Origin of the sequence: Parapedobacter indicus (assembly GCF_900113765.1) — a bacterium.
GTDB classification, from domain to species: Bacteria; Bacteroidota; Bacteroidia; order Sphingobacteriales; family Sphingobacteriaceae; genus Parapedobacter; species Parapedobacter indicus.
This window is the reverse complement of sequence record NZ_FOQO01000003.1, coordinates 406,726-418,663: the sequence shown is the minus strand read 5'-3', so window position 1 is coordinate 418,663 and position 11,938 is coordinate 406,726. Positions and strand designations below refer to the sequence as shown.

General features: G+C 48.9%; 7 protein-coding genes. 1 reads left to right on the top strand and 6 read right to left on the bottom strand.

Features of this window, described 5'->3' with window-relative positions:
- Positions 1 to 84: 84 nt before the first annotated feature.
- The 4 genes from BMZ56_RS08265 to BMZ56_RS08250 form a co-directional block, all read right to left on the bottom strand.
- The gene (locus BMZ56_RS08265; protein WP_090626090.1) at positions 85 to 2,520 is read right to left on the bottom strand and encodes an ABC transporter permease; all 2,436 of its coding nucleotides are present in this window, start codon (positions 2,518 to 2,520) and stop codon (positions 85 to 87) included.
- A 529-nt stretch (positions 2,521 to 3,049) separates the two neighbouring features.
- Positions 3,050 to 5,440 carry an ABC transporter permease gene (locus BMZ56_RS08260; protein WP_090626089.1) on the bottom strand — a complete coding sequence of 797 codons (2,391 nt, stop codon included), beginning with the start codon at positions 5,438 to 5,440 and terminating at the stop codon, positions 3,050 to 3,052.
- Between the two features lie 29 nt (positions 5,441 to 5,469).
- Complete coding sequence (locus BMZ56_RS08255; RefSeq protein ID WP_090626088.1) at positions 5,470 to 7,842, bottom strand: ABC transporter permease; 2,373 nt, start codon at positions 7,840 to 7,842, stop codon at positions 5,470 to 5,472.
- Positions 7,843 to 7,967: 125 nt separating this feature from the next.
- Positions 7,968 to 8,642 carry an ABC transporter ATP-binding protein gene (locus tag BMZ56_RS08250; RefSeq protein ID WP_090626087.1) on the bottom strand — a complete coding sequence of 225 codons (675 nt, stop codon included), beginning with the start codon at positions 8,640 to 8,642 and terminating at the stop codon, positions 7,968 to 7,970.
- A 387-nt stretch (positions 8,643 to 9,029) separates the two neighbouring features.
- Between BMZ56_RS08250 and BMZ56_RS08245 the strand changes: the two genes are divergently transcribed.
- Positions 9,030 to 9,770: a hypothetical protein gene (locus BMZ56_RS08245; protein WP_090626086.1), complete on the top strand. Its 741-nt coding sequence runs from the start codon at positions 9,030 to 9,032 to the stop codon at positions 9,768 to 9,770.
- A 1-nt stretch (position 9,771) separates the two neighbouring features.
- Here BMZ56_RS08245 and BMZ56_RS08240 read toward each other — a convergent pair whose 3' ends face one another.
- Together BMZ56_RS08240 and BMZ56_RS08235 are read right to left on the bottom strand one after the other, a co-directional pair.
- Positions 9,772 to 10,419, bottom strand: a complete 648-nt coding sequence (locus BMZ56_RS08240; RefSeq protein WP_090626085.1) for a DUF6266 family protein — start codon at positions 10,417 to 10,419, stop codon at positions 9,772 to 9,774.
- 253 nt (positions 10,420 to 10,672) lie between these two features.
- Entirely contained in the window at positions 10,673 to 11,911 is a 1,239-nt protein-coding gene (locus tag BMZ56_RS08235) for an ROK family transcriptional regulator (protein ID WP_090626084.1), read from the bottom strand.
- Positions 11,912 to 11,938: the final 27 nt, after the last annotated feature.

The following is an 11,938-nucleotide window of genomic DNA, read 5'->3' as shown; positions in this document are numbered from 1 at the left end:
TAACTGATTTTTCCTGCTGCAGACCCGGCCTAGGATACGGTAGCGAAGCGCCCGGATCCAGTCGGGGAGCAACAGGATAAATCATCACTCATCCCTCAAACTATCCACCGGATTGGCCACCGCTGCCCGCACGGCCTGCCAACCTACCGTAAGCAAGGCGATCACCATTGCCGCAATACCCGCTACCGCAAACATCCACCATTCAATGTCGATGCGATAAGCGAAATCTGTCAGCCATCTATTCATGGCCCACCACGCAATCGGAGACGCAATAACAACTGCAATAAGTACCAGTTTAATAAAGTCGGTAGAAAGCAACTTCGCTATACCCGCCACAGAAGCCCCCAATACTTTGCGGATGCCGATTTCCTTAGCGCGTGTGTTGACGGTGTAGGTGGTTAATCCCAATAATCCCAGGCAACTGATGCCAATCGATAGCGACATTGCCCAGCCCAGCAAGCCTGCCGTGGCCTGTTCCCGTTTGTAGAACTGTGCGACCATTTCGTCCACAAATTGGTAGTTGAACGCTTCCTCGGGAAATATTTGTGCATAGGCTTTCCGGATTTGCGTCAGCGTCTCGCTCCACGATTGGCCATCCCGGTTGGGTTTGAGTCGGACATGGAAGATGGAACCTTGATTTTTTTCGAACAACAGCGGGCCAATTGGTGCGCGTATGGACCGCGCGTGGAAGTCTTTCATGACGCCCACAATGGGAACTGCCCGGCCATTCCAGTCGAGCGCGACACCCAGGGCCTCTTCCGGTTGCTGGAAGCCAATTTCCTTGACAAACTGCTCATTCACCAGCAACTCCTTGACGGAATCCCCGGGCAAAACATTACGCCCTGCCACCAGCTCGATCCGGTAGACATCGAGGTAATTTTCATCGCCCCACCGGATTTGCGTCTGCGGTTGGAACGCTGCTTTTCCATTGTTGTAAGTGACACTGGTAAAGGACATCCCCTGGTCGGCGGGAGCCAAGAATCCCGTGCTTGCCAACTCGACGCCCGGCAGCGATTGGATGGTATGCAACAGGGTCTGTTGTTTTTGTGCCGCATCTCTGGGGCTATCAAACTTGATTACGGCGTCTTTATCGAATCCCATGTCTGCTTTCAACGAATAGTCAATCTGTTGGGTCACAATGAGCGTAGCTAGGATGAAAAATTGGGCAACCGTAAATTGAGAAACGGTTAACACTTGGCGGACCGTGGTTTGCCGCGATCGGCCGGTGCCTGCGGAGATCTGATTGCGTAAGGTGGCCGCGGGGCGATAACGGGAGAGCACCACCGCGGGATAACAACCGGAGAGAAAACCAACGACTAAAATAAGCAGTGCAAGCCATGCCAGATAGCCGGCTTGTCCCATGAAGCTCGCGTCTAACCCCGGCGGGGTATAAACGGCGAACAAACGGAGGATGATCGGTACCAGTAGCAGTGAAAACAAGGTGGCGACGCTGGTAAGCAGCAGTGTTTCGCCGAGAAACTGCCGGATCAGCTGCCTTCGGGAGCTACCCAATGTTTTACGGACACCGATTTCTTTGGCCCGTTGCGATGCCTGTGCGGTGGTGAGGTTAATGAAATTGATGCATCCCAGCAGCAACAGGAAGGCGGCCGTAATCATCAGCCCATATAAGGTGGACTTCTCCGCAACACGGCCACCGATGCTTTGATATTTCGTATTGAAATGGATGTCGTGCAACGGCTGAAGAGTAAGGGTAATGTCACTACCCGATTCCGTATTATGGGTTTGATACATTCGGTTCAGTTGGGCTTGGACGTTGGCTGCCGTGTGGCCTGTCTCCAGTTTGATGAACAGTTGTGAGTACGCCATCCAGTCGTTCCATTCCGTCATCATGAACTGATCCTTCAGCGGGGAGGCTTCGATGGTAGCAAAAGAAATGAATTCCTTGCCCGTAAAACTTGTCGGTCTATCCAAATCTCGCACGATACCGGATACGGTAACGGTTAGGTCGTTGTATGTAAGTTGTTTACCGATAGTTTCGATGGGTGACGATGTAGGAAAGTAAAGCCGGGCCCGACTCTCCGTCAACACCACCGTATAAGGCTGTCCGATTGCTCCCGATCCCTCTCCGGCAACCCAGTCATAGTCCAAAAGCTGGAAATAATCGATATTTGTAAAAATTACCTGTGATTGTTTCTTAAACTCGCGCGGCTTCGTGCTTTGGCCTTCTTCGATACGTACAAGAGCGCTGGCATCGCCCTGGAATTGGAAGACCGGAACCGTCTGTTCGACGCCTGTGAGTTCAATTGGTATTGCGTTGGCCAAGGGCGCCGGTGCGCTGCCACTATGCCCCTCAAAACCACCGAAGTTTGCATCGATCACCACCCGGTATATCCGTTCTTTATTTGGCAGGAAGGTGTCGAAACTGAATTCATAATACACAATCAGGGAAATTACCAGAGCCGAACTGATGCCGATGGAAAGCCCCAACAGTGTTAACAACGAGATGAACTTATTGCGCCAAAGCTGCCGTAATGCGGTTTTGAAGTAATTAGAAATCATTGTCTTTCGTTAGCTGTTATCGAATCTCAGCGATTGACAATACAGTTATTGCGCCAAACAATTAAGTGGTTGATTTTAAGTTGTTTATTTTGATTGTCTCGTGAAAAAGTGTTCGGTATCGAACAGCAATTGTTCCATATCGGACAATTGCTTATTCTGCTAATCCACTGCCGGACTTGGTAACTTGTAGTGCATGATGGAATTTTATGACTTTCCGATCCCGCCTTAACCGAACCAAATTTAGTGTCAGAGGAAGAAGCAAGCTTGAGGAGCTACATCCTTAACGAAGATTTTAGGGACTTTTTGTTTGCGTTAAATGAGCAAGAGGTACGGTATCTCTTGGTGGGAGGATTCGCGGTAATATTGCATGGTTATTCCGCCCTTTATTGAAAGTAAAAGTATAAAACCACTAATCATTCATCCCTCACATTTCTCTTCCTACTCCTAACTGATTTTTCCTGCTGCAGACCCGGCCTAGGATACGGTAGCGAAGCGCCCGGATCCAGTCGGGGAGCAACAGGATAAATCATCATTCATCCCGCAACGACTCAACTGGATTGGCTACCGCCGCCTTAATCGCTTGGAAGCTTACTGTTAATAATGCGATCACGACAGCCGCCAGCCCTGCCGCCGCGAACATCCACCATTGGATATCGATTCGATAAGCGAAATTATCGAGCCATCTGCTGAAGCCCCAGTAGGATAGGGGGCAAGCAATGACGAAAGCAACCACTACTAACTTAACAAAGTCAAGACTTATCAATCGAACCAAGGAGGTAACGGTGGCCCCGAGCACTTTGCGCACACCGATTTCCTTGGTGCGCTTCTCGGCGGTGAACGCAGCGAGTCCGAACAGGCCTAGGCAACCCACGAATACCGCCAGTATAGAAAATGCAAGCAGTACCGATGCCGTCTGCCGGTCGGCCAGATAAAGGCTCTCAAGGTGGCTGTCCAGGAACGTGTAGTCAAACGGAGCGTCCGGCACAACCTGCTTGAAAGCTTGTTCATATTGTCGGAGCGTAGTCCGAAGATCGCCCGTAGCGAATCGTACCAATAGGTAACGTAACCTCTGGGGAGTATTCGTAAAAGCATATGCCCCCATCGGATTGTGTAGAGAGGCATAATTGAAATTGTCCACGACACCTACGACGTAGGTGTTATCACCGATTCCCGCCAATGGCTTTTTGCCGATAACTTCCTCCGGTATGAGGCCTAGGTAGTCGACAGCATGCTTGTTTAGCACCATTTCGAAAATCCATCCGCCTTCTTGCGTCGTATCACTATCCACCCGCTCTTTAACCATCCTTCCGGCCAGTAGCTTCAGTTCTAAGACTTCTTCGATGTCGCCATCGACCCGGTTGGCATAAAACATCGCACCCTGCTTGTCCGAATCGTCTTTGCGTAGTGTATGGCTGCTTTCACCCTTTCCCGGAAAGGCCTGCGATACAACCGTGCTTCGGGTAGGCGCCAATGCACCGATCCGGTTTCGCAGCGCATCCCGTTCCTGCTCATTCAACGATCCCAAATTAATGGCGAGGACGTTCTCGGGATTATAACCAAGCTTCCGGTGGCTCATGAAATCCATTTGGCGATGCATGATCACCACGCCAACGATCAGGACAATGCTGGCGGAGAACTGTAACACGACAAGTGCTCTACGGAAAAGTATCGATCCGGCCCTCGTCACTTTCCCTTTTTGGAGGGCCTCCAGTGGGGTGTAAGACGATAAGACAAGTGCCGGGTAAAGGCCGGAAATCAATGTGAGAGAAAGCCACAATAATGGCAATCCTACCCAGAAAATCGGATGCGACAGGGTGTCGTAGGTCAACGTTTTGCCGGATAGCGCATTGAAAATCGGAATCCCCATGACGGCAAGGGCTAGTCCAATGCCGATGGCAATGAAAGTCAACACGGCCGTTTCAGCGTAAAACTTGCTCAATAATCCTTTTCGGCGAGCTCCGAGCGTTTTACTCACTCCTACTTCTTTACTCCGCTGCTGCGCGCGGGCCGTGGCGAGGTTCATGTAGTTGATGGCCGCCATGAGCAACAGTGCGATGGCGAGGTATGTCAATTGTAGCAGTTGGGAGGCGTCGCCTTTCCTGTTGCTATATGTATTGATTTCTGTCGAGTACTGATGTACATCTGCCAGCGGCTGGAGGGAAAGTGTGTAATAGGTGCCTTCCGAACCGACATGGTCTTCAATCATCTTTGGGAGGTAAGATTCCACCTTTTTCCGGTCATCCGGATCACGGAGCATAATCCACGTTTCGAAGCTCGCATTGTCCCATGTAATGTTTTTCGAGTAACCGCTTGTACTAAATGAACCAATCAGTTCCGCATCGAATGTGCTTGTCATGGGCAGGTCGGCGTAGACTCCAGTTACTTTAAGTGTGGTATTTCGATCCAGTTCGACGGTTTTGTTGAGGGGATTTTCGTTGCCAAAATACTGTTTGGCCTTACTTTCTGAAAGCAGGATAGTATTCGGTTCGGTCAATGCGGTTTTGCGGTTGCCATGTAGGAGGTTCAAGTCAAAAATTTCCACGATGTCCGGGTCCGCCCAATACAAGCGACTTTCGATAAAGGCATCCTCCCCCACACGGATGCTTGCATTATCTCCGAAGCCATTCAATAGCGTGCGGGCTGATCGTTGTACTTCTGGCATGTTCTCCTTCACCGTCGGGCCGATCGCATTGGGTACGCCCGCCCACAGCATGTTGGTGCCGTTATAGGTGATGTGTGCAATGTATCGGAAGATTTTCTCCCGGTTTGTAAATCGATCGAAAGAATGCTCCTGAATGATAAAGAGCGACAATAATAAGGCTGCAGCCAATCCTAAAGCAAGTCCAAAGATGTTCAATAGGCTGAACAGCTTGTTTTTTAATAAATTCCGCCACGCGGTTTTGAAATGGTTCCTAATCATAGCTTTCAAATGTCAGCTGTCATTTCCAATTACTCATCTCTAAGCGATTCAACCGGATTTGCTACCGCCGCCTTGATCGCTTGGAAGCTAACCGTTAACAACGCAATCAGCAACGCGGCCAAACCCGCTACGACAAACATCCACCACTGGATTTCAATCCGATAAGCGAAGTCGTCCAACCAGTTGCTCATCGTCCACCATGCGATAGGTGTCCCAAGGACGACCGAAATCAATATTAACCAGAGCGATCCGCTGGATAGTAACCCCACGATGCTGCTCACACTCGCGCCTAGCACCTTGCGGATTCCGATTTCCTTCACCCGTTGCCGTACGGTGTACGTAGAAAGCCCCAACAGGCCGAGGCAGGAAATAAAAATGGCAATACCGGCGAAAATATTGAATAGCAGGCCCGCACGCTGATCTGCCCGGTATTTGGCTTCAAACTGCTGGTCTACAAATTCGTACCGGAAAGGGGCAGGGATGTCGCCCGCGTATTTTTTGTACTGCCGTTCTACGGCTTTGATCGCGTTCGCCGCCTCTGCTGCTGTGGTACGGACGTACAACCGATTGCCCGTCCACCAATTGAAGAAGAGCAGCGGGCTAATTTTCTCCTTGAGGGGTTTAAAGTTAAAATCCTTAACCACACCGACAATGGTTCCCGGTCGGTCGTGAAAACTGATGGGCGTACCAACATAAGGAGGAGTGAGGCCCATCGCTCGCACGGCTGCTTCATTAACAACATACAAATTGCTATCGGCCGCAGTACCGGTTAAGTTCCGCCCTTCCAATAGTTCGATGCCCATAGTAGGAATGAAATTCCCGTCAATCAACGATTGCGAAATGATGAGACCACTATTTTCCGGTTTCCCAGGCCAGTCAAGGTCACCGGTCGAATTATCCATATTGGTAATATCATTGACATTCGAAAGCGCTATACTGACAATTCCGGGATGGTTCGTTAACTCATTCTTAACGGCGTCGATATGTTCCACCGCTGCGTCGGGAAGCGATGCACTGAACACATAACTTTTATCGTAACCGAGATCAACCTTCCGCATGTAGGCCATTTGGCGGCTGATAACCAGTGTGGCAACGATGAGCACCATTGCGATGGAAAACTGGAAGACTACAAGTACTTTGCGCAGTAGCGAGGCGCTCCTACCGGAAGCCATTTTGCCTTTCATCACCTGCAGCGGCTGGAAACCGGATAACAGGAGTGCGGGATAAATCGATGCCGCCACTAACGTGCCTACCGCCGAATACCCGACGACTTTCCACATTTCCGGGTTCGCAAGCGAAAAGTGAAGTTGCTTGCCGGAGATGTTGTTATACAGCGGCAGGAGTAAGACGATCAGCCCGATGGCAATCAACAGCGCAAAGCAGAACAGCAAGGCGGTCTCCGCTATAAACTGCAGGAACAATTGCACCTTGCTGGCGCCGACAACTTTCCGGATGCCGACTTCCCGGGCTCGTACCAGTGCGCGGGCAGTAGTAAGGTTGACGTAGTTGATAGCTGCAATAGCCAATACGAGGATAGCGATAAGCAAAAAGACCTGTACCATCCTTGCGGCAGAAGTGTTTCCGTCAACGCTGACCAAGTGCTGGTCGGCAAGTGGTTGCAGCTTGAACACGGTAGTGCTTTCCCCATTTCGTGCATCTTTGTAAAGTTGGGTGAACTTTCGGCCAACGGTTTCTGGGTTTGCGTCACTATGCAATTTGACAAAGGTTTTGAAGGCATAGTTGCCCAAATCGGTGTCGATGGTTTTCCAGTCTCCGTTTCCACCGTTGGCCGTAAATCGCTGCGCATAATGAGCCATGGGCAGCACGGCGTCAAAGGCCAGAGACGAATTATCAGGAAAGTCCCGCAACACCCCCGCAACGGTAAAGTTTTCTCCCCGGAGTTGGAGCACCTTGCCCATGGGGTCATCCTCACCAAAGAATTTTTTTGCGGTCGACTCGGTCAGGGTGATGCTGTTTGGGTTGGGAAACAGCGGCTTGGTCTCTCCGTTGAGCAATCCGAAGTCGAATAGTGTTAGGAATGTGCTGTCTACGTAGGCTACCGTGAAATCGTCCAGCACGGTGCTTCGGTCTTCGGTTGCCAGTACTTGGCCGCTGCCTTCCATCACACGTACAATAGCCTCGACTTCGGGTACCGATTGGGCATATACGGCCAGTGGTCCGGGTACCCCTTCCCAAACGGTGTTGGCATCCAAGTGTGGGATAATCCGGTGAATACGGGAATAATCCTTGTGAAAGCGATCGTAGCTTCGCTCATGTTGTACCCAAAGGAGTAGCAAAATGGCCGTGGCAAGGCCAAATGCCAACCCACTAATATTCACAAACGTATGGAACTTATGTTCCTTTAGATTTCGCCACGCAGTCTTGAAATAGTTCTTGATCATATTTTTAGATAGGAGATATCCACCTATATCTTCTTTTCCGAGGTTTTGGTCCGTTGCAGACACGGCCCAGGGACATCAGCGTAGCGCCGCGGATCCAGTCGTGGAGCAACGGATCAAAACCCCAATCAACCCACCGTCTCCATCAGCACCTGCCCATCCAGCATGCGGATGATGCGATCGGCATAGCGGGCGTCATGCTCGCTGTGGGTTACCATTACAATCGTGGTACCCGCTTCGTTGAGTTCGGTAAGCAGTTGCATTACCTCATTACCGTTATTGGAGTCGAGATTACCCGTTGGTTCGTCAGCAAGGATCAGTTTGGGTTTATTTACCACGGCGCGGGCTACGGCCACACGCTGTTGCTGACCGCCCGAGAGCTGCTGCGGGAAGTGATTGCGCCGGTGCATAATCTGTACCTTTTCCAACACTTCTTCCACCCTTTTTTTGCGCTCCGCTGCCGGAACCTTTGTATAGATGAGTGGCAGCTCTACGTTTTCGAATACCGTTAGCTCGTCAATGAGGTTAAAGCTCTGGAACACGAAGCCGATGTTGTGTTTGCGCAGGTCGGAACGTTTGCGCTCGTTAAACTTGGCAACTTCAATCCCATTAAACAGGTAACTGCCGTTGTCCAAATCATCCAATAAGCCCACAATGTTGAGCAAGGTGGATTTGCCGCAACCCGAAGGGCCCATTACGGCCACAAATTCGCCGCCCTTTACATGGATGCTCAGGTTGTTAAGCGCCACCGTTTCGACTTCCTCGGTACGATAAAATTTTTGTAGTTCGGTAATTTTAATCATGTTGTTTAGCTATCAGCAGTTGGCTATCAGCATTCAGCCGTGTGCGTGGTTCGTTACTTTTCTTATCATCCGTCATTGGCTTTCAGCGATCTTCCCTCAGCTATCGGCCTGTTTCTTCTCATCTTTCCTTGTGTCCTGATATTCATTATCGTTCCAATTTTTTATTCTATTGATAATCAGAATATTAATTCATTGTCAGGTTCTCAAACTGTTCGATATCGGACACCTGTTGTTCGCTTGCGAACAACAATGGATGGAAATGTTGAGATCATTAGTTAATCAAAAATAAAGATAGAGAAATACCGGATTTGGGGTATTGCTCCCGGAAGTATTTTGTAATACTTTTGACGCCAAGATATATTTTAATTACTAGTTAAAGAAAAATAGATGACCAGTCAATTTTTATTCGGAAAGATCAACCTATTCTATTTCACGCGTGGATTTGCCTTGATGGCTATCCTTTTATGTATATTTTCATGCAGCAAGGATGATACGGCTCCGGAAGATAAGCAGGAGTTGCAGGCAGAGATAGGCAATCTTCCCGGACTCGGTGAACAATCGGGTATTCCCCAGGGTGAGACTTTTCAATTGCCTGATGGTATCACGGTTGACGGGTTGATTACGGGTGATTATTGCGAGGAAGCCGAAATAAGAATCGGCAGCGGCCACTACGTTACTGTATGTGTCGGACTCCGTAACGACAACGATCAGGAGGTCACTGTTATTTTCCCGGGCGGACTAATTCTCATTTCAGAAAGCGACGATTACCAGAACGGGGTGATCGTGGAGAAGACAACCGTTGTCCTTCCACCGAAAAAGACAACCCGCTTTATTTTTCATACATACTGCGGGAACGCGAGCCGATCAGCCGCTTCATCAGCGGCCGTCTACACATTTGGCCCGGTTACGAGTAGCAAATTAATCGGACGGCTAATCAATGATTTGAAAAACAAGAAGATTGCTGCTTCCGAGTATTGGGATGGAGCGGATTTCACCGACACGTACTACGAACTCGAATCCACAGTCCAGGCATTGGTTTGGCAGATTACCGACGGCATCGCTTTTATGGATTGGGAAACGTTTGAGTATCTTTATGAACAACAACTGAACGAACTGCCCAATAAATAAATCAGGCGCCAACGGAAGACACATGCACATGCGTGCTATCGGAAACTAATTCGCTGCCAAACGATATAAACGAGAGGAATACCTCAACCTCCGTGCCCTTCCATTTTTCGGGCGCAGGGAGGCTGCATTCGCCTGCATCACGTGTTGTTTCGTTAAGGAAAGGGATCCAAATATCCCTTTCATGGACGTAAACGAGGATAGATAGATTATCCGTGCCATAAGCTTGGTCGGTACCTGTGTTATCCTGCCAACAAATGTGCAATCCGGTATCGGTCCAAGTTGCTGTGGCTTCCTCCAGTCCGGGGAGTGGGCCTCGGCTTACCATGAATTTGGTCCAGTCTATTTCCAGATTGGGGTATTCCCCTTTGATGGCCTGTTTTTTGTTGATGGAAAGCGCCAGGTTAAATGCAGTCATGTTTAACGGTTCCGCCGCTTGGCGGAAACCGGTGCGGATGAAAATCTTCAGGGATTTGAGCGCTCCCATGATCAGCTTCATCGCCTGCTCGTTGGCAAGCCGTGCCTCGCTACGCGGTTTCTGACTCTTGCGCGGTAACCCGCGGATCACATCGAGCCCTTTCCATTTATAACCGACTACACTGCCTACTTTTCCACTGAAACTGCCATTCGGTCCGTTTTTAAATACAGCCATTTGGGTTTTTTCTAATTGGTTTTACGTCAAATGTATAATGATTCTTAAAAATATACAAAAGCAAATAGAAAATAATTCAAAATTAATAGGTTCATAGTAGGTATTTTTCCCTATGATCTCCCTATAATAACCCTATTATGTATGGATTACCTGTTTATTTTTTTAACAATTATTAGCCAATTATTGGCCAATCGGATGACATCGACATGGATTGTCAATCCGAAATAGCATATTGTAAAATGGGGTAGAAGAATTATGAGGTAATAGCCAGCAGCCGGTCCCTTACCAACAAACACGCTCCAATAATGCCTGCTTTATTTCCCAGCTGGGAAATGCTCAGATGGGTATCGTTATTAACCAGGCTAAGGGAATATTTATTGAGGCCATTTTTAATGGGGAGCTTGATGTAATCGCCCGTTGCTGCCAGACTGCCGCCAAGAATAATCAATTCGGGGTTAAAGAGGTTAACCAAGGTAGCCATCCCTTTGCCGATTTTTTCTCCGGCTTCCGTAATGATTTCGATAGCCAAGGTGTCGTCGTTGTTCGCCGCTTTGATGATATCATCCAGTTTGATGTCATCCGGATTGGCCCGTCGGTTGGTAACGATACTGGTTGCCCCTTGGTTTACCTTTTCCTTGAACAGGCGGGTGATCGCTTGGCCAGAAGCTTCGGTTTCCAGGCACCCTTTTTTTCCGCAATGGCAAAGGATTTCGTTGCCAAACATGGGAATATGGCCAAGTTCGCCGGCAAACCCGGATTTGCCATAATACAGTTGTCCATTCACCATGATGCCCATACCGATGCCATGGTCGAGGTTGACAAACAGCACGTTCTTCTCGTCTTTTACTCCACCGCTGCAGAACTCACCATAAGCCATGGCCCGTGAATCGTTTTCCAGGTAAGTATGTATGCCAAGAGACGACTCAATGATCTTGCTAAGCGGATCTTCATGGAAGTTAAAAAAGCTATAGCTGTAACCAGTTGTGTAATTAATGCGCCCGCTAAGGTTCACACCGATCCCGAGGATTTTTTCCCGCTGCACAGAACTGCCCTGGATGAATTCATCGATTACCGTGCATAATTTAATGAGCGATTCTTCCGTATTATTCAATACGTAAGGGATTCCCATGGTCACCTTAATGAGGTTGCGTTTGAAATCCATCAGGCCGATGTTGATATAAAAGTTTTTGACTTCGACTCCTATGAAGAAAGCGGAATCGGGTTCCAGACCATAGAGGTTAGGCTTACGACCCACACCGGCTCCGGTCTTTCCGTAGTCTCTCGCCAGCCCATCCACAATGAGTTCATTAACCAATTCATTGGCTTTAGGTATGCTGATATTCAGTGTTTTGCTGAGATCGGTCAGGGTTGTATTTCCCTCGTTCGCAAACTGCGTTAAAATACGCTTTTTAAGCTGTATATTTTTATAAGCCACACCCGAAAGTTCGGGACGGTGCAAATCTTCGAAGAAAGTAGTACCCTGCTGCTCCATGTTTGATGATGCGTTCGAATGGTGTTA

What these genes read in the sequence shown, in the direction of transcription:
- BMZ56_RS08265 (WP_090626090.1), bottom strand. Translation starts at nt 2,520, where the DNA reads ATGATTTCTAATTACTTCAAAACCGCATTACGGCAGCTTTGGCGCAAT.
- BMZ56_RS08235 (WP_090626084.1), bottom strand. Translation starts at nt 11,911, where the DNA reads ATGGAGCAGCAGGGTACTACTTTCTTCGAAGATTTGCACCGTCCCGAA.
- BMZ56_RS08255 (WP_090626088.1), bottom strand. Translation starts at nt 7,842, where the DNA reads ATGATCAAGAACTATTTCAAGACTGCGTGGCGAAATCTAAAGGAACAT.
- BMZ56_RS08260 (WP_090626089.1), bottom strand. Translation starts at nt 5,440, where the DNA reads ATGATTAGGAACCATTTCAAAACCGCGTGGCGGAATTTATTAAAAAAC.
- BMZ56_RS08245 (WP_090626086.1), top strand. Translation starts at nt 9,030, where the DNA reads ATGACCAGTCAATTTTTATTCGGAAAGATCAACCTATTCTATTTCACG.
- BMZ56_RS08250 (WP_090626087.1), bottom strand. Translation starts at nt 8,642, where the DNA reads ATGATTAAAATTACCGAACTACAAAAATTTTATCGTACCGAGGAAGTC.
- BMZ56_RS08240 (WP_090626085.1), bottom strand. Translation starts at nt 10,419, where the DNA reads ATGGCTGTATTTAAAAACGGACCGAATGGCAGTTTCAGTGGAAAAGTA.